This is a genomic window from Phocaeicola acetigenes, from assembly GCF_027529745.1.
GTDB classification, from domain to species: domain Bacteria; phylum Bacteroidota; class Bacteroidia; order Bacteroidales; family Bacteroidaceae; genus Phocaeicola; species Phocaeicola acetigenes.
In genome coordinates, this window is record NZ_JAPZVM010000011.1 from 21,337 (window position 1) to 46,888 (window position 25,552).

The window sequence follows — 25,552 nt, forward strand, 5'->3', positions numbered from 1 at the left end:
CAAATTTAAAAATAAAATACAAGATGATAACAAAAGACGAAAAATATATCAGCCGCTGTATACAGCTTGCACGAAACGGATTGTGCAATGCAGCTCCTAATCCCATGGTAGGAGCCGTCATCGTGTACAAAGACCGCATCATTGGAGAAGGATACCACATCCGCTGTGGAGAAGGTCACGCCGAGGTCAATGCCATCCGCTCGGTAAAAGACGAAGCGTTACTCAAAGAATCGACTATCTATGTCAGTCTGGAACCTTGTTCACACTACGGCAAAACACCGCCATGTGCCGACCTGATTATCAGTAAAGGCATTCCCCGGGTAGTGATTGGCTGCGTAGACCCTTTCTCTCTGGTAGCAGGCAGAGGAATACGTAAATTACAGGATGCAGGAATTCAGGTTACAGTAGGAGTCTTAGAAAAAGAATGCCAGGAGCTCATCAGACGTTTCATCACTTTCAATACCCGAAAACGCCCTTATATCACATTAAAATGGGCACAGTCGAGCGATGGGTTTATCGACATTCTTCGTGAAGGAGGCAGCCCGGTAGTTTTATCTACTCCACTCACGTCCATGTACGTGCATAAACAGCGTGCAGAGCATAAGGCTATTCTTGTAGGAAGGAAAACGGCTTTACTCGACAATCCGTCACTGACAACACGCCATTGGTACGGAAAAAATCCGCTTCGTCTTGTAATCGACAAAGAATTAACCCTTCCTTCTTCGCTGAAACTGTTCGACGGTTCAGTTTCCACCTGTGTCTTTACCAATCGTGAAAAAGAGTCTACAGACGCTATCCACTACATCCGGTTGGATTTTAACCGGTCCATTATTCCCCAGATAGCCGATTATCTGTACGAACAGAAAATCCAGTCACTGCTGGTCGAAGGAGGAAGTCAGCTCTTACAAAGTTTTATCGACAGTGGATATTGGGACGAAATCTATGTGGAACATTCCCGTACTTCTCTGCAACAAGGTGTAAAGGCCCCTCTTATTCCAGCTGGAATACAGGCTACTTACTTCGAACGAGGCGGAGTTACTACCGCACATTATATCCCAAAAGAAAACAGTTTATAATCAGATAAATATATTTAAAATACAAATTCTTTTCTTCATCCGGCGTCGTCGGCCGAACAGCCGGCGATGCCGAATATAAAAACGACATCACCGAATGACCGTCCGACGGCGTCGGTTAAAAGTCCTTACTTATCCCATCTACCTGTGTACCCAGTCTCATTCCATCATACATCCATAGGTTTCCATTACACTCTATTGCGGATAAAATCTTCTGAATGGCAGATAAAAAAGGCACGTTTATCCATAATTTTATATAAAACTTGACACAAAAGTGGTGATTCGAAAAAAAACTTTCTACTTTTGCAACTTGTAATAATAGAAATCATTTGCAAATGAAAATAAAGTTTTTACCAGCCCTCGTCGGCTTGTTTTTGACGACTTCTACATTTACCTCGTGTCTGGATACTGAGGTAACAGAAATGACATACAGTTCCGATTCCAGTATCAAATCGTTTTCACTGGGTACCCTGAAAATAAAAGTTCTGGGAAACAGTAGCCATGGTATCGCCGATTCTGCTTATATCGATACCATGAGTATGGGAGATTATCCTTTCACCATTGACCAGATTAATAGAACAATCGAAAATAAAGACTCGCTGCCGGTTGGAACAGACATTTCAAAAGTTATTACCAAAATAACAGCAGACAGCAATTATATTTTATACGGGAAAAAGACATCGGCTGATGGTGAACCGACCGATACCTTATGGACCAGTACCGACTCTATTGACTTCTCATTCGGCCCGCTTCAATTCCAGGTGACTGCATACGATTTATCAAAAGGTCGTCCCTATACAGTTAAAATCAATGTACACACCCAGGATCCGGATTCATTGATTTGGCACTCTGTATACGATACACATACATTCACTACCGACCTGACAGAACAGAAAGCCATCTACAAAGACAATAAGATTTATGTATTTGGTATAGCCAACGGAACTCCAACACTTCAGTACACTACAATCAGCTACAACAGCGACTTCTCGGGTGCTGTTCCGGGCGCATGGAAAGAAATGGAAACTCCGCTTCCTCAAAATACAGATCCTTATTCTGCCACTTTATGGAATAATGAAATCTATTTCCTTGCACAAAGCAAATTGTACAAATTGACAACAAATGGCTATGAAGAAATTCAGGTTGCAAATGCCACTGAAGGTTTTTCACAACTGATTTCCGGCCATAATACCACTTTATATGCCCGCAAAGCCAACACCGAAAAGACCTTTACCAGCCTGACTGTAAGCAATGGAGCTTATTCTTGCACAGACGACGGCGATGGCTCTGCACCGATTATATTCCCTGCAACTGCACAACCGTTTTCTGCTGTCACAGTACCCGCATCACACAATAATACACTCTATCGTACGATAGTAATGAGTAGCGGAGAAACGGCTAGCGAAAAAACCGGTATTGTATGTAGCCGTCTGTCGAGTGATAACTCATGGATAACCTATACACAGCCAGATACATTGAGTTGTCCTAATATCACTAACCCAACTATGATTTATTACAATAAAAAACTATATGCATTTGGTGGTGCATCAAAGGCATCCGACGGTACTCATGAAGCATTTGCATTACTCTACAGCTCAACAGACAACGGATTAAGTTGGGATAACATTGCTATCCATGAAACGTTTGCCAAACCGACAGAGGATGACAAGACCTTCACTGAAAGATATGCAGAAACTCAAAGCTACTCTTGTACTGTAGATGAGCATAATTTCATCTGGATTATCTGGGGCGACGGCTCAATGAGCAGAGGACGAATCAATCATTTGGGCTTTGCACCAAAATGGTAAACTATCAATCTTGAACTTATACGCTATGTCATATAAAGAACAAATAGACAGGACACGGATTCCGGCACACATTGCCATCATCATGGATGGAAACGGACGCTGGGCTAAACAACGGGGAGAAATACGTACCGTTGGACACCAGGCAGGAGCGGAAACCGTACACGTCATTACCGAAGAAGCGGCAAAATTGGGTGTGAAATATCTCACTCTGTACACTTTTTCTACCGAGAACTGGAATCGTCCGGCAGAGGAAGTGTCAGCATTGATGAATTTGCTTATGGACTCTCTTGAAGAGGAAACGTTCATGAAAAACAACATCCGCTTCCGTATCATAGGCGACACAGATAAACTCCCGGCCAACGTGTTGGAACGTCTTAACCATTGCATACAGCGAACATCCGGTAATACGGGGATGTGTCTCACATTGGCCTTAAGCTATTCTTCAAAATGGGAACTGACTGAAGCTGTAAAAAACATAGCCCGGAAAGTAGCAAATAAAGAACTGGATATCAACAGCATTACCGACCGAACTATAGACGAGCATTTGGCAACAAACTATATGCCGGATCCGGAACTGCTGATACGTACAGGTGGAGAAATCCGACTCAGCAACTATCTGCTTTGGCAATGTGCCTACTCGGAATTGTATTTCTGCGATACATTCTGGCCGGATTTCAAAGCTGAAGAGTTATATAAAGCTATTTGTGATTATCAAAGAAGAGAACGCCGATTTGGCAAAACAAGTGAACAAATATTAAAGTAAAGATGCGATACTGTTTTTCCCTCATCCTATTGACTCTGACAAGTGTATTCTGTTTTACCACAAACGGATATGCACAGGAGAATAATACAACGACTAACAGCGATACTCCGGTTATTCTGTATAACGGAACTCCGAAAAAATACGAAATAGCCGATATCAAAGTGGATGGTATTAAGAATTACGAAGACTATGTCCTGATTGGCATATCTGGTTTAGCTGTAGGACAAACGATTACTGTGCCCGGAGACGACATTACCAGTGCCGTAAAACGATACTGGCGTCACGGCTTGTTCTCCGACGTAAAAATTGTAGCAGACAAGATTGAAGGAAATAAAATTTATTTGCGCATTCAGCTGACTCAACGTCCGCGAATCACCGATATCGCTTTTCATGGAGTAAAAAAGAGCGAACGTGAAGATTTACAGCAGAAACTGGGAAACATGGTTAAGGGTATGCAGATTACTCCGAACATGATAGACCGTGCCAAAATCATTATCAAGAAGCATTTTGATGAAAAAGGTTTCAAGAATGCAGAAGTCAACATTATAGAACGTGAGGATACTGCAAATAAAGAACAAGTTTACGTAGATGTAAATATCGACAAGAAAGCCAAAGTAAAGGTACATAAAATTACCATCGAGGGAAACTCTGTGCTGAGCGATAAAAAGCTGAAACGTGTGATGAAGAAAACCAACGAAAAAGGTAAACTCATCAACTTGTTCCGCACCAAGAAATTCATCGAAGAAAAATACGAAGAAGATAAACAGAAAATTATCGAAAAATATAACGAATTGGGATATCGTGACGCCCAAATCGTAGAAGACAGCGTATCTGCTTACGATGATAAGACGGTTGATGTATACATGAAAATTGAAGAAGGTACAAAATACTATCTGAGAAACATTACCTGGGTAGGTAATACAGTGTATCCTTCGGACTTGCTGAGCCAACAGCTCCGCATGAAACATGGTGATGTATACAACCAGAAATTGCTGAACGACCGTATCAATACCGATGAAGATGCTATCGGAAATAACTATTATAACCGTGGATATGTCTTCTTCCACCTTGATCCGGTAGAAGTAAACATCAACAACGACTCTATTGACCTGGAAATGCGTATTGTAGAAGGTCCACAGGCTTCTATTAAACATGTACGCATCAATGGTAACGACCGTTTGTACGAAAACATTGTACGCCGTGAGTTGCGTGTACGTCCGGGAGACCTCTTCAGTAAAGAAGCAATCGAACGTTCTTACCGTGAAATTGCTCAGATGGGACACTTTAACCCTGAAAATATAGATCCGGGAATCAAGCCTAATCCGGAAGACGGTACAGTAGATATTAACTGGAAACTGGAATCGAAAGCCAATGACCAGGTAGAATTCTCTGCCGGATGGGGACAAACCGGTATTATCGGTAAACTGAGTTTGAAATTTACAAACTTCTCGTTTGCCAACTTATTCCGTAAAAACGATAACTACCGAGGATTCCTGCCACAGGGCGACGGACAGACTTTAACCATCAGCGGACAGACGAACGGTCAGTACTATCAGTCATATAGTGTATCATTCTTCGATCCTTGGTTTGGAGGAAAACGTCCGACGTCATTCTCTGTATCGGCATTCTACTCTATACAGACCGACGTCAGCAGCCAGTACTATAACTCGGCTTATATGAACAACTATTACAACTACCTGTACGGCTACGGCAACATGTACGGTGGATATTACGATAACTACGAATCTTACTACGACCCAGACAAGTCTATCAAGATGTTTGGTGTTTCCGTAGGATGGGGTAAGCGTCTGAGATGGCCGGATGACTACTTTACACTGTCTGCCGAACTGTCTTACCAACGCTTTATGCTGAAAGACTGGAGCTATCTGTACATTATGCTGAACAACGGTCAGTATATGAATACCGGTAACTGTAATAGCTTAAGCCTGAACCTGACTTTGTCTCGTAACTCTACCGATAACCCGATTTTCCCACGTTACGGTTCCGAGTTCAGTGCTTCACTGCAAATTACTCCTCCGTATTCTTTGTTTAGCAATAAAGACTATTCTACATACGGAAAAGACAATTACGAAGATGCAGCCAGCATGTATAAATGGATTGAATACCACAAATGGAAATTTAAAGCCAAAACTTATACAGCGCTGATGGATATCCAAAAATGTCCGGTAATCATGACACGTACTGAGTTTGGTCTTCTGGGGCACTTCAACAAGTACAAACGTTCTCCGTTTGAAACATTCTATGTAGGTGGTGACGGTATGACAGGATACAGTTACAACTACGCTTCGGAAACGATTGCACTGCGTGGTTACGAAAATGGAGCCCTGACTCCTTACGGAAGTGAAGGTTACGCTTATATTCGTTTGGGTGCAGAATTGCGCTACCCGCTGATGCTTGAAAACTCAACCAGTATCTATGCACTGGGCTTCGTAGAAGCAGGTAATGCATGGACAGAAGTTGGAAAATTCAATCCATTCAGTTTGAAACGCTCTGCCGGTGTCGGTGTACGTATCTTCCTCCCGATGATTGGTATGATGGGTATTGACTGGGCATACGGATTTGATAAGATTAACGGTTCGACACAGTATGGTGGAAGCCAGTTCCACTTCATTATCGGACAAGAATTCTAAAATATTCAGAGAATGAAGAATCAAGAATGGGGAATAGATTGAACAGACTGTTTCTTTCATTTTTAATTCTTCATTCTTTTTTTCTTAACCCTTAATTATATTTGGCCTATGAAAAGATTTATTCTATCTACCGTGTTATTTATAGCTTGTATGATGACAGCAAATGCACAACGCTTTGCCTTGATTGATATGGAGTATATCTTGAAACAGATTCCGGCTTACGAACAGGCTAACCAACAATTGGAAGCTCTTTCCAAACAGTATCAAAGCGAAATAGAAGCTAAAACAGCAGAAGCGAAGAAACTTTATGAAAGCTACCAGAAAGATGCAGAATCGCTGACTGCGGCACAAAAAACAGCCAGAGAAGAAGCAATTGTAGGAAAAGAAAAAGAAGCGGCCGAATTGCGTAAGAATTATTTTGGACCGGAAGGTACCATCATGAAAAAACGTCAGGAACTGATTACTCCTATTCAGGATGCTATCTACAATGCCGTAAAAGAAGTAGCCACTCAGGCTGGATACGATGTTGTATTGGACCGGGCATCGGCACAAAGCATGATATTTGCTTCTCCGCGCATTGATATCAGTAATGAAATTCTTTCGAAATTAGGATATTCAAATTAATTTTATACATTTGCACAATCGTAAACAAGAACAATTATAAACAAATATAGAAACTAAGAATTATGTTGAAGAAAATTGCTTTTTTACTTTTACTCATCGCTCCGATGAGTGTCTTCGCACAGAAGTTTGCACACTTCAAGTCAATGGACATTATCCCAGTTATGCCAGAATATGCAAAAGCACAGACTGACATTCAGACTATGCAGAAACAGTACGAAGACGAAATAAAACGTGCTTCTGACGAGTTTAACAAAAAGTATGCAGAATATCAGCAGGAACAGAAATCACTGCCACAGAATATTCAGGAACGTCGTCAAAAAGAATTGCAGGAAATGTCTGAAAAAGGAATGCAGTTCCAGCAGGAAGCACAGCAGCAGTTGCAAAAGGCTTATGGTGAAATGATGGAGCCTATCTACAAAAAAATGGAAGATGCTGTGAAAGCTGTTGGTGCTGCCGGCGGATATACTTATGTATTCGACTTGAACAGAACTGATATTCCTTATATCGATGAAACTGTATCAAAAGATGTAACTAATGACATCAAAACTAAATTGGGTATCAGCCTGACTGCTGTTCCAGCTACTCCGGCTGCTGCTCCGGTTCAGTAATATTAAGAAGACTATATTGTCATTCTGAACAATAGCGAAGAATCTCGTTGCACATAATACGTGCTCTCTGTTCGAGATTCTTCGCTATTCTTTATAACCTATCCAAAAAACTTCTCACCATGCATGTACAGACAGGACCTATCGGCGTATTCGACTCCGGCTATGGAGGACTGACTATTCTCAACAAGTTCAGAGAACTGCTTCCGGAATATAATTATATTTATTTGGGAGATAATGCACGTACGCCATACGGTACACGTTCTTTTGAGGTGGTATACGAATTTACCCTGCAAGCTGTCAGAAAACTCTTCGAGCTGGGATGTCCGCTTGTCATCCTCGCATGCAACACAGCTTCGGCAAAAGCGTTGAGAAGCATACAGCAAAATGATCTTCCACATCTAGATGCAAGCCGAAGAGTACTGGGGGTTATACGACCTACAGCCGAGTGCATCGGTCAACTGACCAAAAGCCGTCACGTAGGATTGCTGGCTACTGCCGGTACAGTCAAGTCAGAATCTTATCCCCTTGAAATCCGCAAACTGTTTCCCGACATTCATGTTACGGGAGTTCCTTGTCCTATGTGGGTACCTTTGGTAGAAAATAATGAATTTGACCAGGAAGGAGCAGATTATTTTGTTCAAAAATATATCAATCAACTACTTGAAAAAGATCCGGATATTGACACTATTATCTTAGGATGTACGCATTATCCGCTACTTATGGACAAGATCAGAACCTTTACTCCTGCACATATCCGCCTTGTCGCACAAGGAGAATACGTCAGCCGAAGCCTGAAAGATTATCTGCACCGTCACCCGGAAATGAAAGAACGTTGCGCTACTGGAGGAAAATGTGAGTTTCTTACTACTGAATCTGTCGATAAATTTCAGGAATCAGCCTCGGTTTTTCTACACGAACAGATTCATGTGCGCAGCATTTCTTTAGAGTAACAATATTCTTCTCTATCCTCTTTTATTGGTATATCTTTTTAGTCTATCTAGTCTCCTGTATTACTCTATCTTTATTCAATTGTAATTATTACAAATATAAAATACCTATAATTAGGTATTGCTAGCCTTTAACGGTTGCTTTACCTTTGCATTGTAATAATTACAAATTTATAATATTAAAATATAGAGCTTATGACAACAATCATCAATTCAAGAATTCCAGAGTTTAAAGTACAGGCATATCATAACGGAAAGTTTGTTACAGTATCAAACGAAGATTTGAAAGGCAAATGGGCTATTTTCTTTTTCTACCCTGCTGACTTTACTTTCGTGTGTCCTACCGAACTGGTAGATATGGCAGAGAAATACGAACAATTCAAAGCAATGGGAGTGGAAGTTTATTCTGTAAGCACTGATTCGCATTTTGTGCACAAAGCATGGCATGATGCATCTGAAAGCATCCGTAAAATTCAATATCCGATGCTGGCCGATCCTACCGGAGCCTTATCGCGTGCATTTGGCGTAATGATTGAAGAAGACGGTATGGCTTATCGCGGTACTTTCGTGGTAAATCCGGAAGGTTTGATTAAGTTAGTAGAAATACAGGATAACAGCATTGGCCGTAACGCGGACGAATTGTTGCGTAAAGTAGAAGCAGCTCAGTTTGTAGCAGCACACGACGGTGAAGTCTGCCCTGCTAAATGGAAGAAAGGAGCAGAAACTCTGAAGCCAAGTATCGACCTTGTTGGTAAAATCTGAACAGGAAAGGAGGAGTTATGTTGGATGCATCATTGAAAGAACAACTGAAAACTCTCTTCAGAGCACTGGAAGCCGACTATGTATTCGACATAAAAGTACGTGCGGGACATGAGTCTCGCAGGGATTTACTAGAATTATTAGAGGATACTGCTTCCTGCTCGGATAAACTCTCTTGCCGCATAGCAGAGGGAGAAAGTCTGGAGTTTCATCTTCTGAAAAATGGAGAGGACACCGGAGTCTGCTTCAAAGCAGTACCAGGCGGACACGAATTCAGTTCGCTGATTCTTGCGATACTTAATGCTGATGGGAAAGGCAAGAACCTTCCGGATTCAGTAACGCTTAATCGCTTAAAGCGATTGCAGGGAAATATCCAGCTGACTACATACATGTCGCTCAGCTGCACAAACTGTCCCGATGTAGTACAGGCACTCAATCTGATGGCACTGTTGAATCCTCAAATTAAACATACAGCTATTGACGGAGCTTTGTTTCCGGAAGAAAGCGATCGTCTTAAAATACAAGCAGTCCCCACCGTATTCCTCGGTAAAGAAAGACTGCATATTGGAAGAAGCTCTTTCGGCGAGCTACTAGATAAACTGGAAGCCAACACAGAAACTACTGATATAAATGATAACACTCCCATTACCCGTCACTTCGATATATTGATAGCTGGTGGAGGTCCGGCCGGAGCATCAGCCGCTATCTATTCGGCACGAAAAGGATTGAAAGTTGCACTCATAGCGGGACAAATAGGAGGACAAGTTAATGAGACCGTAGGTATAGAAAACCTCATTTCAGTAGCATATACTACAGGAAAAGACTTAGCTGGTAATCTACGCAAACATTTGGAGGAATATCATATCGACATTTATGATAACCGTAAAATTGAAGAATGTATAGTAGAAGGAAACGAAAAAATACTTCGTACTAAAGGTGGTGAAGAGTTTCGTGCACCGTCTCTGATTATTGCAACCGGAGCATCGTGGAGAAAACTGAACGTACCGGGAGAAACTGAATATATCGGACGGGGAGTTGCATTCTGTCCGCATTGTGACGGACCATTTTATAAAGGCAAGAAAGTAGCAGTAATCGGAGGAGGAAACTCGGGAGTAGAAGCAGCTATTGATTTGGCAGGAATCTGTTCGGAAGTAACAGTTATTGAATTTATGGATAACCTGAAGGCAGATACCGTCCTTCAACATAAACTGCGTACACTTTCCAATGTAAAAGTATTGACAAGTACACAAACCCTTGAAATGATAGGCGACGGAAATTCAATGAATGCATTAAGGCTGAAGAACCGGGAAAACGGTGAAGAAATGCAAATGCCATTCGATGGTGTCTTCATACAAATAGGGCTCTCTGCCAATAGCGAGTTGTTTAAAGAGATAGTGGAAGTAAACCGTGCCGGGGAGATTCTAACCGATCGTAACTGCCGCACGTCCGTGCCTGGTATTTATGCTGCCGGCGATGTCTCGGATGTGGCTTATAAACAGATTATCATCTCTATGGGAGAAGGTGCCAAAGCTGCTCTTTCGGCTTTTGAAGATAAAATAAGAAGTTAGTCTATGTATATATAAAGAATATAAAATTGTCATTCGGAATATAATAAGGAAGAGATTACTCGACTGCATTTCATTCCGAATGACACTCTTGTTTCTATGTAGCCTGTAATGCAGTATTCATCACATATATCGATACAAGTTTTACTTCAACAATCGCTTGCTCAAGAAACGTACCGGATACCATACAGAAAGAAAACCTACGGCCAATACTGTAATGAAAATCACTATTACATCTGTCAGATGTACACTCACAGGATAGGCGTCTACCACAAAAGTTCCCGAACTTCCTAAGGCTATCAGGCCATATTTCTGCTGTAGCCAACATAAGAACAAACCTAATACTACACCAAGTGAAGCTCCAATAAAAGAAATCATACGACCTTCGAACAGGAAAATACGGACAATCTGATTATCATTGGCTCCTAAATTTCGTAATGTATTCACATCGTCCCGCTTGTCTATAATAAGCATCGATAATGAACCAATAACATTAAAACTAGCAATGACTAAAATAAAGGTAAGGAAAAGGTAAGAGATAAGCTTTTCTATTTCCATGATACGGAAAGTATCTGCCTGCTGCTCGTATCGGTCGGATACACAAAAGTCTTCTCCCAAAATCTGTTCTATTTTTTCTTTCACAGCATCTGTATCAGCCTCTGGCTTTAATTTCAAATTAATAGCACTGACTTCTGAAGTATACTGAAACAGGTCACGAGCAAATCTTAAGGAAGTAAGGATGTAAGAACCGTCATATTTTTCCTGATTAACAGCAAAAACCAAGCCTGAAGAAAATAACTGTCCCGTAGAAAAAGCTGTAGACGGATTAGCTAAATTGACTTTAGCTCCTCGTTTAGGAGCATAGATTTCGAGAGGATCAAGAAAACGGATACTTGCCCCCAGAGTAGAAAGTAGTTGAATGCCGGGAATAGCATAGTCGACCACTTCATCGTGAAGAATTAACTCTCCCCTTCCAAATAAAATACTGTCTATGGGGGTAAGACGATCAAAATTATCTTCTACACCCTTTAATACAGCCATTGTCTGCTTATCCTGATACTGCACCATAATATTATCTTCCAGAGATTCTGAGCACAGTTCAACTTCCGGAAGCTCTCGTATCTGCAATATTCTAGGATCTTGTCCATCGAAAACTTTTCCTTTTACAGCCGTTATTTTCAACTGCGGATCGAATGCCGTAAAGAAAGTAGCAACCAAATCTTGAAAGCCATTGAATACAGAAAGTGTACACACCAAAGCCAATGTAGCCAATGCGACTCCACACACCGAAATGGCAGAAATAACATTGATCGCATTATGCGATTTCTTTGAAAAAAGATATCTCTTGGCTATATAAAAAGGGAAGTTCATATTCTATTGAGGACAAATAATTAACAATCAAAAACAAACAATTGACCATTGATGTACAAAGTTCGCGTCTACTATTTGTCTGCTTCCTTTGTCTACATTCAGTGGCCAATTGTCAATTGTTTATTGTTTATTTCGATTATTACTTCTTCAGTAACTCATCAATATGTGCAGCATAATCCAACGAGTCATCCACAAAGAACTTCAACTCCGGAATGATACGTAATTGATGACGAACACGATTGCCCAACTCAAAACGAATGGACTTCATATTGTCATTGATATTCTTTACAATTTCCTCGCTACGCTCCGAAGGGAATATACTTAAATATACACGCGCATAACTCATATCCGGACTGATACGAACTACACTGACCGATACCAGTACTCCCGACATTGCCTTAGTCTGCAACAAGAATATTTCGCTCAATTCTTTCTGAATAAGACGAGCAATCTTATTTTGTCTGGTTGTTTCCATATCTATTACTTTTTACGTATGATAGTCAGCCCGTCACGCAAAGGGAGAATAACCTTCTCCACACGCGTATCAGCTGCTACTAAATCATTGAATTTCTTTATTCCGATGGTTTGCGTATCTGTGTGATGCGGTTCTTCGAGCACATGTCCATCCCACAACGTATTGTCGGCGATAATGTAACCTCCCGAATGCATCTTTTGCAGAATCATTTCATAATATTCTACATAAAAACGCTTGTTCCCATCTACAAATGCCATATCGAAGGTTATATCCATCCCTGGCACAATCTCCAGAGCATCGCCAATATAGAACTTTATCTTATCAGCATACGGAGAACCTTCCAGCCACGGACGAGTAAAATCCTCCTGTTCATCATTGATCTCGAAGGTATGGAGCATTGCTCCTTCCTCCAATCCTTCTGCCAGACAGAGAGCGGAATATCCGCTATAAGTACCTATCTCAAGTACTTGTTTCGGACGTATCATGCGCACAAACATTTTCAACATACGTCCCTGCAGATGCCCTGAAGCCATACGGGGACGCAATAATTTTACATGCGTCGCCCGATATAATGCTTTCAGATAATCTCCTTCTTCATCTATATGTTGAAGTATATACTCATCCAGAGCGTCCGTTTCTTTCATATTACTATGTTATAACTTAGAGGTAACGGTTACGATTGGGCAACACGTATTCATCAGCATTTTTCAACACATCACCTACCTGGTTAATTTCAAGGAATGATGTTTTAGTTCCAGCCTTACCGCCGCTCAAATATGCAACCATGTCTGTTTCCGACAACACGCCATCATTCAACAACTTACGGAGAGCCGTAAAGTAATATTCCTGACCATTTGCTTTTTCTGGCATATAAATAGCTTCCACACCGTAAGAAAGAGCCAAATGACGCATAGTCTTTTCACTATAACAAACAGCCAATACTGGATATTTTCCACGGTAAGCAGCCAAGCTACGTGCTGTCAAACCACTGAAACTATCTGTAATAATTGCACGAATCGGCAATAAATTAGTAGCACGTACGGCTTGTTTTGCAAGGAATCCAGTTACATCTGCATTCTCCGGGGTCAGACGGATAGGAATATCATTTTCTTCCATCTTATCTTTTTCTGCCTGTGCAGCAATCTTCGCCATTGTTTTAACTGCTTCTACCGGATATTTACCGTATGCAGTTTCACCACTCAACATCAAAGCATCGGTACGATAATAAATCGCATTAGCAATATCAGTAACTTCGGCACGAGTCGGACGAGGATTATTAATCATAGTGTGCAACATCTGAGTTGCTACGATAACCGGCTTTCTTGCCAAAATACATTTCTTAATCAACATACGCTGAATACCCGGAATACGTTCTTGAGGAACTTCAATACCCAAGTCGCCACGAGCAACCATTACGCCATCTGCCACTTCCAGGATTTCATCAATATTGTCTACACCTTCCTGGTTTTCAATTTTAGCGATGATGCGAATACCACTGTTGTGTTCATCCAAAATTTGGCGGATATCCAATACATCTTGTTTATTGCGGACAAAAGAGTGTGCAATATAATCAATATCCTTTTCTATTGCATACAAGATGTTATTGCGGTCTTTTTCTGTTAAAGAAGGCAAGTTGATACGTACTCCCGGTACATTTACACTCTTACGGCTTCCCAATGTAGCATCATTGGTTACTTCACAGTACAAAGTATCTGCATCCTTTTCCTTCACTTCCAGTGCTAACTCTCCATCATCAATCAATACAGATGCACCCACTGAAAGATCCTGTACAAATCCTGGATAAGTTACAGCAATACACTCACGAGTTGTTTCCTGATCAGGCTTACCTACAATTTTTACTTTATCTCCAATTTTATAATCTATAGGTCCTTCTGCACTTGCTGTTGTACGCACTTCGGGACCTTTGGTATCCATCAAAATAGCGATACGGTTAGACACTTCACGAACGTTTGCAATTAGCTTTTCAAAGCCTTCACGGTTCGCATGAGCTGTATTCATACGGACCACATTCATACCGGCATTGTAAAGATCTCTGATAAAATCCACTTCACAACGCAAATCCGAAATGGACGCAACGATTTTAGTCTGTTTAAGCATCATATTATTTCTATATAAAACAGTTATTTATTTCTTTCTGTTAACAGGGCCTCTACCCCAAGTCGATAAGAATCCAATCCAAACCCACAAATAACGCCTTTACACGCACAAGATATCATAGATTTATGTCTGAACTCTTCTCTAGCATGGACATTGGAAATATGTACTTCTATTACAGGAGCTGTAATAGCGCGAATAGCGTCCTGTAAGGCGATGGAGGTATGTGTATAAGCACCCGCATTTAATATTATCCCATCACAGGAGAAACCGACCTCATGAAGCCGGTTAATCATCTCTCCCTCCACATTCGACTGATAATACCCTATCTCTATTTCCGGATACTTCGCTTTAAGCTGCTGCAGATAATCTTCGAAAGAAACTGCACCGTAAATGGAAGGTTCTCTTTTGCCCAACAAGTTGATATTAGGGCCATTGATGATTTGTATGTTCATATCTGTTTTTCTCCTGAAGTTTTCATACATTTGTCGAGAAATTTGCGACAAATATACGAAAAAAGAATGAAATCTCACGAGAAAAATGAAAAGATAATAATAAAGTATAGACAATACTTAACCTTGGAAAAGTCGTTATCAGATAATACGATACAGGCTTACCTTACCGATCTAGATAAACTTTTTGCCTATTTGACACTGGAAAACATCCATTACGCAGATATTACATTACACGATCTGGAACAATTCGTAGCTGGATTACACGACATTGGTATACACCCTCGCTCGCAAGCACGTATTATTTCTGGCATTCGTTCCTTTTACCACTATTTACTTCTAGAAGACTACATTGCACAAGACCCTACCGAATTGTTGGAGGCGCCACAAATAGGGAAACATTTGCCTGATGTACTGACTGTAGAAGAAATAGATCGTCTGATTGGCTCTATAGACCGAAGTACCCGGGAAGGACAACGTAACTGCGCCATTTTAGAAACTTTATATAGTTGTGGACTACGAGTCTCAGAATTATGCAACTTGAAACTATCTGATCTATATCTTAACGAAGGATTTATAAAAGTAGAAGGAAAAGGAAACAAGCAGCGATTAGTTCCAATTTCCCCCCGAGCTATCACCGAACTAAAAAACTACTTTATCAGCAGAGGAGAAGGTTTGATTAAACCAGAGTTTGAAGACTTTGTTTTCATAAGCCGGTTTGGGAAAAACATCTCTCGTATCATGGTTTTTCACATCATCAAAGAACTAGCTAGTAGGATCGGTTTAACAAAAGAAATCAGCCCCCACACCTTCCGACATTCTTTTGCAACACATTTACTTGAAGGAGGAGCTAATCTTCGTGCCATACAGTGTATGCTGGGACATGAAAGTATTGGAACGACCGAAATTTACACACATATTGACCGAAGCAGACTACGCCAAGAAATTATAGAACATCACCCCCGGAATAAGAAAAAATGACAAATAGAAGATTTTTCCAGCTTTTTTGACGGTTTTTCTTCACATTTGCTAAAAAAAACAGATATAAAAGTCAACAGATAAGGGAGTTTTTCTTATCTTTGCCCCAAATAAATTTGAGTAAACAAAGATATTATACAATATTTATAAACCTAATATTAAAAAATCATGATTAAGAAGTTGTATTTGCCTTTAGTGGCATTGTTAGTCTTTGCCCTTTCTTCATGTGGTAAGATGGGCGAATTGTCTGCTGACTACTTCACTACTAACCCAGAAGTTCTGGAAGCTGTGGGTGGTAAAGTTCCTGTTACTATTACAGGTAAATTCCCTGAAAAGTACTTCAAGAAAAACGCTACTGTTGAAGTTACTCCAGTTTTGAGATGGAATGGTGGCGAAGCAAAAGGACAGGCTGCTGTATTCCAGGGAGAAAAAGTTCAAGGTAATGACCAAACTATTGCTTACAAAGCTGGTGGTACTTACACAATGAAAGCTTCTTTCGACTATGTTCCAGAAATGGCGAAATCTGAATTGTTCTTGGATTTCAAGATCAAACAGGGAAAGAAAGAATACACTATTCCTTCTGTAAAAATTGCAGATGGTGTAATTGCTACATCTGAATTGCCTACAGTAGGTTCTGCTAACGCTGCTTTGGCTCCAGACGCATTCCAGCGTATCATCAAACAGGCTAAAGAAGCACAGATCATGTTCTTGATCCAGCAGGCTAACTTGCGTGCAAGCGAATTGAAATCTGAAGGTTTGAAAGACTTCCACAAACAGGTAGTAACTGTAGCTGGTGACACTAAGAACTACAAACTGAATGATATCACAATCTCTGCTTACGCTTCTCCTGATGGTGGTGTGAAACTGAATACAGGTTTGGCTGAAGACCGTCAGAACAACACTGAAAAATACATGAAACAGCAGTTGAAGAAAGGTAAGATTGAAACTACTGTAGAAGCTACTTACACTGCTCAGGACTGGGAAGGTTTCCAGGAGTTGGTTTCTAAATCAAGCATTCAGGACAAAGACCTGATCTTGCGTGTTCTTTCTATGTATCAGGATCCTGAACAACGTGAAACAGAAATCAAAAACATCTCTTCTGTTTACAAAACTTTGGCTGACGAAATTCTGCCTCAATTGCGTCGTGCTCGTTTGACAGCTAACTACGACGTTATTGGACGTAGCGATGAAGAAATCAACGAAGCATTTGATACTGATGCTAAAGTATTAAGCGTAGACGAATTGTTGTACGCTGCAACTTTGACTCAGGACAAAGCTCGTCAGGAAGCTATTTACAAGAAAACTACAGAATTGTATCCTAGCGATTATCGTGCATACAACAACTTGGGTATGATGGCTTACGCTGCAAACAATAAAGCAGCTGCTGAAAACTACTTCAAACAGGCTGCTAGCAAAAACGCTAATGCTCCTGAAGTAAACACTAACCTTGGTTTGTGCGAATTAGTAAAAGGTAATGTTGCTAACGCTGAAACTTACTTGAGCAAATCAACTGGTGCAAATACTGCAAACGAAGCTTTGGGTAACTTGTACATCAAACAAGGTCAGTATGACAAAGCTGTAGCTGCATTCGGTGACACTAAGACTAACTCAGCTGCTTTGGCTCAGATCTTAGCTAAAGATTACAACAAAGCTAAGAATACTTTGAACGCAGTGAAAAACGCTGATGCTTACACAGACTACTTGATGGCTGTTGTTGGTGCAAGAACAAACAATGCTGACTTGGTTAAATCAAGCATGGAAAAAGTAGCTCAGAAAGATGCTGCTTTGGCTGCAAAAGCTGCTGATGACCGTGAATTTGCTAAATATGCAAACGAAATCAAATAATCATTGATTCTCTCATAACACGGAAAGCCGGAATACTTCTGTATTCCGGCTTTTTTATTATATTCTTCAAAAATAAGAGCAATTTATCATGCTTGATATCTGTTATTTATGTATTTTCGCAAGAAAGAACAAGAAATATGAAAATTCATACTCCTCCACAATTGATCTTATTACTTGCACTATTGTGCATGACATCATGCAAGAAAGCGTCAAATTTTGAGCTTTATGGCGAACTGGAAGATCTAAAAGAAGAGCAAATTGTAGTAGTTTACGATGATCCTGTATCCAAAACCGATACAATCTTTCCCGAAAACGGGAAATTTACTTATACATTCACTCCCGACACCACAACCTTATTCCGTTTGGTCTCTTCCCAAGGAGAGGTAATTCCTTTTTTCGCAGATAAATCCATCCGTGTACAACTAAAGGGCAGTTTCTCACATCCTATTATTCAAGGGAATGGTGATAATAAAGCGTACGGAGAATTTCTAGCCAACATCCAAAAACTGAATGGAGACAGCATTGGACAAATAAAAATGGCAGAAGAATTTATTCGTACACACCTAAACTCGTTTGCTTCGGCCTATATTCTCAACCAGTATTTCGTGCAAACGCCCAACCCCAATTTAGAACAAATTGCTGCTTTAGCCGAGCCTTTACATGGTTCAGTAAAGGACAGCCGAATTATCAACAGTATATTCCATATTCTCCCAAACAACAAAAATAAATCATCTTCGTCCAACTACTTAAACTACTTTTCCTATAAAGACCGTAAAAATAAATACATTACATGGACAAGTGGCAATGGTAATATTTTTACGCTTATCAATTTTTGGGCAAGTTGGCATTCTGGTAGCATGGCGATACGTGATTCTTTATTTAAAATTCCAACCAACTTGAAAAATGAAAATTATCGTGTATTGAATATCTCTTTAGACTATGACAAAAACGCATGGCTCAAGGCATGTAAAGAAGATTCTAAACAATGGATTGAAGTATGCGATTATAAAGGATGGAACACACAAGTAGTAAAACAAAATAAAATTTACCAACTGCCTGCTAATATTTTGGTCGACCAGAGCCGCAAAGTAATGGGGACCAATCTCTACGGAGAAGAACTACACCAAAAAGTTCTTCAACTTATTAAAGAAGACAAAGAAAAGAAAAACAACTAATATTACCTCATGTTAACCAAACTGTTCGGTGCTGCCGTACAAGGAATCAACGCCACCATCGTGACCATAGAGGTCAATAGTTCGAGAGGAATCCGTTTTTTCCTAGTCGGACTACCCGATTCCGCTGTGAAAGAAAGTCACGAACGTATCGTTTCTGCTTTACAAGTAAACGGCTACAAATTCCCCTCATGTCAAATTGTAGTTAATATGGCCCCTGCCGATATACGAAAGGAAGGTTCATCTTATGACCTTCCTCTTGCCATCGGTATATTGGCTTCTACCGGTACCATCCAAACCGATAAACTTCAGCGTTACCTCATTATTGGAGAACTTAGTCTGGATGGTAGCCTGCAACCTATAAAAGGAGCTCTTCCCATAGCTATTGCAGCGCGCGAACAGGGCTTCGAAGGATTTATTCTTCCCCATCAAAATGCACGCGAAGCCGCTGTAGTGAATAATTTGAACGTATACGGAGTCCATAACATCACAGAAGTAATTAACTTTTTCAATGGTACACAGACACTGAAACCTACCATTGTCAATACCCGAGAAGAGTTCTACCGCAATCAAACCGAATTTCCTTTTGATTTCGCTGATGTAAAAGGGCAGGAAAATGTAAAACGCGCCCTTGAAGTAGCAGCTGCTGGCGGCCACAATCTACTGATGATTGGCGCTCCAGGTAGTGGAAAATCGATGATGGCCAAACGGCTACCTAGTATTCTTCCTCCTTTATCACTAGCAGAAAGTCTGGAAACTACCAAAATTCACTCTGTTGCAGGCAAACTGAATAAAGACTCTTCGCTTATAGCCATTCGTCCTTTCCGAAGCCCACATAATACTGTATCACAAGTAGCAATGGTAGGAGGAGGAGCCACTCCCCAACCTGGCGAAATTAGCTTGGCACACAACGGTGTACTCTTTCTTGACGAACTGCCAGAATACAGTCGGAGTGTACTCGAGATTCTACGGCAACCACTTGAAGACCGATGCATCACAATCTCCCGCGCCAAATATACACTGGAATTTCCGGCCAGCTTCACTCTGATTGCTTCTATGAACCCGTGTCCCTGTGGATACTATAATCACCCCACACGCCATTGTGTATGTTCACCTGGACAAGTTCAGAAATACTTGAACCGCATATCAGGCCCCCTACTCGACCGCATTGACATTCAAGTGGAAATCGTACCAGTTCCTTTTGAAAAACTGGCAGAAGCTCGCCCCGGAGAATCCAGTGCAGTGATACGCGAACGTGTGATACGGGCTCGACAAATCCAATCTGCCCGATTTGCTGACACTCCAAACACCCATTGCAATGCACAAATGACTTCTTCCCAGCTCTCACGCTATGCACAGCCCGATGCTAAAGGACTCACCTTATTGCGCGATGCCATGAGCCGATTGAATCTGTCTGCCCGTGCCTATGATAGAATTCTAAAAGTGGCACGTACAGTAGCCGACCTAGAAGGTAGCGAAGTCATTCAGCCTCATCATCTGGCAGAAGCCATCAGCTACCGAAATCTGGATCGAGAAAACTGGGCAGGATAGCAGTTTTAGTCCTTTGACTTATACCATATTCATGCTACCGAACAAAGCTAGAAGAATTATTGCATTCACAATGAGCTGTCACTATACAGCAACATAAAAGCATTCAAACTCTATAGTCTACAACAATAGAATATTGCATGGAGTAAATCCGAAAAAAACATAAGATAAGCGTAAAAATCACTATCTTTGCGTGATGCAAGATTGGATACAGCCATATAGTAGAACAACAACTCCTATTTCCCTGTTGATTCCACATCCGATTTTTATCATCCTTAATCACTGTAAGATACTGAAAATAAACAATTACAATATACGTATATGGAAAAGAAATTCAAACGAACAACCGTTACCTCGGCATTGCCTTATGCCAATGGTCCAGTACATATCGGTCACTTAGCCGGAGTGTACGTACCAGCAGACATCTACGTACGCTATCTGCGTCTGAAAAAAGAAGAAGTCCTCTTCATTGGAGGTTCAGACGAACACGGAGTACCCATCACTATCCGTGCCAAAAAAGAAGGTATTACTCCGCAAGATGTAGTAGACCGTTATCATACTCTAATCAAAGACTCATTTAAAGAGTTTGGTATTTCGTTCGATGTATATGGACGTACTTCCTCTCAGATTCATCACGAAACAGCCTCTGCTTTTTTCCGCAAGCTGTACGATAAAGGTGAATTCATAGAAAAAACATCCGAGCAATATTACGATGAGGAAGCAAAAACCTTCCTTGCCGACCGTTATATTACAGGTGAATGTCCACGTTGCCACGCAGAAGGAGCCTACGGCGACCAATGTGAAAAGTGTGGAAGCACCTTGTCACCTACAGAACTTATTAATCCAAAGAGTGCCATCAGTGGAAGCAAGCCAGTTATGAAAGAAACCAAACATTGGTATCTGCCACTCGACAAACACGAAAGTTGGTTACGCCAATGGATTCTGGAAGACCACAAAGAATGGCGTCCTAACGTATACGGACAGTGCAAAAGCTGGCTGGATATGGGTTTGCAACCCCGTGCCGTAAGCCGTGACCTCGATTGGGGTATCCCTGTACCTGTAGAAGGAGCAGAAGGAAAAGTACTGTATGTATGGTTTGATGCTCCTATCGGCTACATCTCCAATACCAAAGAGCTACTTCCCGATTCATGGGAAAAATGGTGGAAAGATCCTGAAACCCGTTTGATTCACTTTATCGGGAAAGACAACATCGTATTCCACTGCATCGTATTCCCAGCTATGCTGAAAGCAGAAGGCAGCTACATTTTACCTGACAACGTTCCAAGCAACGAATTCCTGAATCTGGAAGGCGATAAAATCTCTACTTCACGTAACTGGGCTGTATGGTTGCATGAATACTTACGTGACTTCCCAGGCAAACAGGATGTACTGCGCTACGTATTAACAGCCAATGCCCCGGAAACCAAAGACAATGACTTTACATGGAAAGATTTCCAGGCACGCAACAATAACGAACTGGTAGCTGTGTACGGAAACTTTGTCAACCGCGCTTTGGTACTTACTCATAAATACTTCGAAGGAAAAGTTCCAGCTTGTGGAGAGCTGAATGAATATGATCAAAATACACTGAAAGAATTTGCCGATGTAAAAGCCGAGGTAGAAAAACTGCTCAATGTATTCAAATTCCGCGATGCACAGAAAGAAGCCATGAACCTGGCACGTATCGGAAACAAATACTTAGCCGATACTGAACCTTGGAAATTGGCTAAAACAGATATGAACCGTGTGGCAACTATTTTGAACATTTCTTTGCAGCTGGTAGCAAATCTGGCTATTGCTTTCGAACCGTTCTTACCGTTCAGTAGTGAAAAACTTCGTAAGATGCTGAATATGGAATCATTCGAATGGGAACAGTTAGGACGTACTGATCTGTTAGAAGCTGGTCATCCGCTGAACAAAGCTGAATTACTGTTCGAAAAGATTGAAGATGCTGTCATCGATGCACAGGTACAGAAGTTGCTCGAAACAAAGAAAGCAAACGAAGCAGCCAACTACAAAGCTAATCCTATCAAGCCGGTTATTGCTTTCGAAGACTTCGAAAAGCTGGACATCCGTGTAGGTACTGTATTAGAATGTGAAGTAGTACCTAAGATGAAAAAGCTGCTGAAATTCAAAATTGCAGACGGACTAGAGAACCGCACTATTGTAAGCGGTATTGCCCAGCATTATACTCCGGAAGAATTAGTAGGCAAACAAGTACTGTTTATTGCCAATCTTGCTCCACGTCAGTTCAAAAACGGACTGGTTAGCGAAGGCATGATTCTCAGCGCAGAAAACTTCGACGGTTCACTTGCCGTTACTTCAGTATTGAAAGAAGTAAAACCGGGAAGTGAAGTGAAATAATTATCAGGCCGATAAGCATTTCATCGATGCTTATCGGCTCTCTTACTCCAACCATATGGCAGAGCATTCACTCAAAGAAAAAACAGCAAAAGGATTATTTTGGGGAGCAATCAACAACAGCGTCCAACAAGTGTTGGTACTGGTATTCGGCATCATTTTGGGACGTATCCTTTCGCCGGGAGAATATGGAATGGTAGGGATGCTCACCATCTTCACCTTAATCGGAAATGCCTTGCAGGAAAGTGGGTTCCGGGCTGCACTGGTCAACCTGAAGGAGATTCATCACCGAGATTATAATGCTGTATTCTGGTGCAGCACCTTCATCGGCTGCGCGGTGTACCTGCTTCTGTTCTGCTGTGCGCCTTTCATTGCCCACTTCTACCACGAACCCGAACTTCTTCCGCTTGCACGCTACTGCTTTCTCTCTATTCCAATTGCCAGTCTAGGAACGGTACAGGGAGCTTACCTCTTCCGTAACTTAAAGGTACGCCAACAGGCTTTAAGCGGTATCATTGCTCATATCGTATCCGGATGTATCGGAATAACTTTGGCTTTCAATGGCTTCTCTTACTGGGGAATTGCTACGCAAAGTCTGACTTACATTCTAGTAGTAACTCTCTGCTCCTGGTACTTCTCTCCCTGGAGGCCGACTCTGCAAATCGATCTTACTCCTATTAAACCACTGTTTGCCTTCAGTAGCAAACTGTTGGTAACAAACATAGCCAACCAGCTGAACAACAATATTCTGTCTGTAATTCTCGGAAAATTCTTCAATGCACAGATGGTAGGTAACTACAATCAGGCCAATAAATGGAATACCACCGGACATCAGTTTATCACTGGTATGCTGAACAGTGTAGCCCAACCAGTCTTTGTCACAACCCGCGACGACCACGAGCGTCAGTTGCGTATCTTCCGTAAGATTCTCCGCTTCACAGCCTTTATCGCGTTTCCTGCCATGTTTGGCCTTTCCATCGTCACTCAAGAACTGATTCTCACTACGGTAGGAGCCAAATGGCTGGGTAGTGTACCCTTGATGCAGATTCTATGTATAGGAGGTGCCTTTATTCCCATTACCACGCTGTTCTCCAATCTGATTATCAGTCAGGGAAAATCAGAAATCTACATGTGGAACATCATTACACAGGTATTGATTCAGTTGATTACGGTACTGACCCTCATTGCTTTCGACGGTAGTATCCAAACCATGGTGGAAATTTATGTATGTATCAATATTGCATGGCTTTTTGTATGGCAGCACTATGCCCGCCGATTTATCCATCTTCCAGTACGATTGCTGATAAGCGACTTGTTACCTTTCATGCTTGCCGCTGGAGTATCTTGTCTAGCCGGATGGCTGGCTTCCAGCCTCATCGAAGGACACTTCTTGCTTACCTTTGCCGTTAAAGTGGCAGTAGCAGTACCTTGCTATATCGGCCTCATGCAGCTCACCCGTACCGAAATACTGAAAGAGTGTACAGATTATCTATTTAAAAAGAAATTATCATGAGTGGAAAACTATATGTGATGGGGGCTCCCCGCTATATCTTCGACGGACTGCACCCTGAATTGCAACAACGGATAGAGTATGTATCCAGTTTTCTCAATTTCCCGAAAAGCAAATGGAAACAGATTACCCGCTATCTAGTGGTAGGACGTATTCCACTCCCCAAACAGGTTTTGTATCTCTGGTTTTCTGCTCAGGAGCTGAATCATCTTCTCCAGGCAGATGCCTATGACCGTATCTTGCTATACGAGTGCTGCAACGTGCGGGCACTTCGTGCCATCAAGACATTGCTCCCGAAGCAGACGGTCTGCTATATTTATTATTGCAATCCTATTCATACTATTTTCCGACAACCGGAAAAACAATTGAAGCAGATTCACCAGTTAGGATTCCGACTAAGTTCTTTTGATCCACACGATGCCAGTAAGTATCATCTGGATTCAGCCGGACAGTATTTTTGCTATCCTCACGACGACAACACGCCACCTGCACCATCATCCGACTGTTTCTTTTGTGGACTTCCCAAAGACAGGGAAGAAGACTTGCTGCTGCTGCGCCAAACAATGGAAGCAGGAGGATTGAAATGCAATTTTATCATTCCCAAACTGCCTGCAGAGAAAATCACCTATCCGGAATATCTCAGACAACTCAGTGCCTCACGTTGTGTAGTGGATATCTGTCAGCAAAACCAGACCGGACTGACACGTCGTCCTCTGGAAGCACTATTCTATCAAAAGAAATTAATTACTAACAACCCGCATATAAAGGAGTATAATTTCTATAATCCAGCAAATATTCTTATCTTGCAGGAAACTCCAAATATACGACAAATCAAGGAATTCATGGCAAGACCCATGGCAGAAATCCCTGAATCTATCAGAAGACAGTACGATATCAACCAATGGATCGACCAGTTCTTGCATTAAA

The 25,552-nt window shown here is 41.4% G+C and carries 21 protein-coding genes; 16 read left to right on the forward strand and 5 right to left on the reverse strand.

The window, feature by feature from the left end:
• Positions 1–26 precede the first annotated feature (26 nt).
• From ribD to ahpF, 9 genes are all read left to right on the forward strand, one after another.
• Positions 27–1,076 carry a bifunctional diaminohydroxyphosphoribosylaminopyrimidine deaminase/5-amino-6-(5-phosphoribosylamino)uracil reductase RibD gene (gene ribD, locus O6P32_RS11480; RefSeq protein ID WP_269878729.1) on the forward strand — a complete coding sequence of 350 codons (1,050 nt, stop codon included), beginning with the start codon at positions 27–29 and terminating at the stop codon, positions 1,074–1,076.
• Between the two features lie 332 nt (positions 1,077–1,408).
• Positions 1,409–2,881, forward strand: coding sequence for a DUF6242 domain-containing protein (locus O6P32_RS11485; protein WP_269878639.1), 1,473 nt, complete (start codon positions 1,409–1,411; stop codon positions 2,879–2,881).
• Between the two features lie 25 nt (positions 2,882–2,906).
• Positions 2,907–3,644, forward strand: a complete 738-nt coding sequence (locus O6P32_RS11490; protein WP_269878641.1) for an isoprenyl transferase — start codon at positions 2,907–2,909, stop codon at positions 3,642–3,644.
• Between the two features lie 2 nt (positions 3,645–3,646).
• A complete protein-coding gene (gene bamA, locus O6P32_RS11495) occupies positions 3,647–6,295 on the forward strand; it encodes an outer membrane protein assembly factor BamA (RefSeq protein ID WP_178267032.1) in 2,649 nt (882 codons plus the stop codon).
• A gap of 108 nt (positions 6,296–6,403) precedes the next feature.
• The gene (locus tag O6P32_RS11500) at positions 6,404–6,919 is read left to right on the forward strand and encodes an OmpH family outer membrane protein (RefSeq protein WP_178267031.1); all 516 of its coding nucleotides are present in this window, start codon (positions 6,404–6,406) and stop codon (positions 6,917–6,919) included.
• A gap of 62 nt (positions 6,920–6,981) precedes the next feature.
• Positions 6,982–7,527, forward strand: coding sequence for an OmpH family outer membrane protein (locus O6P32_RS11505; protein ID WP_178267030.1), 546 nt, complete (start codon positions 6,982–6,984; stop codon positions 7,525–7,527).
• 119 nt (positions 7,528–7,646) lie between these two features.
• Positions 7,647–8,477, forward strand: coding sequence for a glutamate racemase (gene murI / locus O6P32_RS11510; RefSeq protein WP_178267029.1), 831 nt, complete (start codon positions 7,647–7,649; stop codon positions 8,475–8,477).
• Positions 8,478–8,669: 192 nt separating this feature from the next.
• Entirely contained in the window at positions 8,670–9,236 is a 567-nt protein-coding gene (ahpC, locus tag O6P32_RS11515) for an alkyl hydroperoxide reductase subunit C (RefSeq protein ID WP_178267028.1), read from the forward strand.
• A 17-nt stretch (positions 9,237–9,253) separates the two neighbouring features.
• Positions 9,254–10,801 (forward strand): alkyl hydroperoxide reductase subunit F, encoded by a 1,548-nt coding sequence (gene ahpF / locus O6P32_RS11520; protein WP_269878643.1) that lies wholly within the window; start codon positions 9,254–9,256, stop codon positions 10,799–10,801.
• Positions 10,802–10,942: 141 nt separating this feature from the next.
• Here the strand turns inward: ahpF and O6P32_RS11525 are convergent, their stop codons facing one another.
• The 5 genes from O6P32_RS11525 to aroQ form a co-directional block, all read right to left on the reverse strand.
• Entirely contained in the window at positions 10,943–12,169 is a 1,227-nt protein-coding gene (locus O6P32_RS11525; RefSeq protein ID WP_178267026.1) for an FtsX-like permease family protein, read from the reverse strand.
• A gap of 139 nt (positions 12,170–12,308) precedes the next feature.
• Positions 12,309–12,644 carry a 30S ribosome-binding factor RbfA gene (gene rbfA / locus O6P32_RS11530; RefSeq protein WP_178267025.1) on the reverse strand — a complete coding sequence of 112 codons (336 nt, stop codon included), beginning with the start codon at positions 12,642–12,644 and terminating at the stop codon, positions 12,309–12,311.
• A gap of 5 nt (positions 12,645–12,649) precedes the next feature.
• Entirely contained in the window at positions 12,650–13,288 is a 639-nt protein-coding gene (locus O6P32_RS11535) for an O-methyltransferase (protein ID WP_269878645.1), read from the reverse strand.
• A gap of 16 nt (positions 13,289–13,304) precedes the next feature.
• On the reverse strand, positions 13,305–14,765 hold the full coding sequence (pyk, locus tag O6P32_RS11540) for a pyruvate kinase (RefSeq protein ID WP_178267023.1): 1,461 nt from the start codon (positions 14,763–14,765) through the stop codon (positions 13,305–13,307).
• A 20-nt stretch (positions 14,766–14,785) separates the two neighbouring features.
• Positions 14,786–15,214, reverse strand: a complete 429-nt coding sequence (aroQ, locus tag O6P32_RS11545; RefSeq protein WP_178267022.1) for a type II 3-dehydroquinate dehydratase — start codon at positions 15,212–15,214, stop codon at positions 14,786–14,788.
• A 66-nt stretch (positions 15,215–15,280) separates the two neighbouring features.
• Between aroQ and xerD the strand changes: the two genes are divergently transcribed.
• The 7 genes from xerD to O6P32_RS11580 all read left to right on the forward strand — a co-directional run bounded on the left by xerD (position 15,281) and on the right by O6P32_RS11580 (position 25,551).
• Positions 15,281–16,192, forward strand: coding sequence for a site-specific tyrosine recombinase XerD (xerD, locus tag O6P32_RS11550; RefSeq protein ID WP_269878648.1), 912 nt, complete (start codon positions 15,281–15,283; stop codon positions 16,190–16,192).
• Between the two features lie 165 nt (positions 16,193–16,357).
• Complete coding sequence (locus O6P32_RS11555) at positions 16,358–18,034, forward strand: tetratricopeptide repeat protein (protein ID WP_269878650.1); 1,677 nt, start codon at positions 16,358–16,360, stop codon at positions 18,032–18,034.
• Between the two features lie 137 nt (positions 18,035–18,171).
• Positions 18,172–19,209, forward strand: coding sequence for a thioredoxin-like domain-containing protein (locus O6P32_RS11560; protein WP_269878652.1), 1,038 nt, complete (start codon positions 18,172–18,174; stop codon positions 19,207–19,209).
• A 9-nt stretch (positions 19,210–19,218) separates the two neighbouring features.
• Positions 19,219–20,757, forward strand: a complete 1,539-nt coding sequence (locus tag O6P32_RS11565; RefSeq protein ID WP_269878654.1) for a YifB family Mg chelatase-like AAA ATPase — start codon at positions 19,219–19,221, stop codon at positions 20,755–20,757.
• Positions 20,758–21,075: 318 nt separating this feature from the next.
• Entirely contained in the window at positions 21,076–23,118 is a 2,043-nt protein-coding gene (gene metG / locus O6P32_RS11570) for a methionine--tRNA ligase (RefSeq protein WP_178267018.1), read from the forward strand.
• A 55-nt stretch (positions 23,119–23,173) separates the two neighbouring features.
• Positions 23,174–24,628, forward strand: a complete 1,455-nt coding sequence (locus O6P32_RS11575) for a lipopolysaccharide biosynthesis protein (RefSeq protein ID WP_269878656.1) — start codon at positions 23,174–23,176, stop codon at positions 24,626–24,628.
• Positions 24,625–25,551 carry a hypothetical protein gene (locus O6P32_RS11580; RefSeq protein WP_269878658.1) on the forward strand — a complete coding sequence of 309 codons (927 nt, stop codon included), beginning with the start codon at positions 24,625–24,627 and terminating at the stop codon, positions 25,549–25,551. Before O6P32_RS11575 ends, O6P32_RS11580 begins: the two co-directional genes overlap by 4 nt.
• Position 25,552 lies beyond the last annotated feature (1 nt).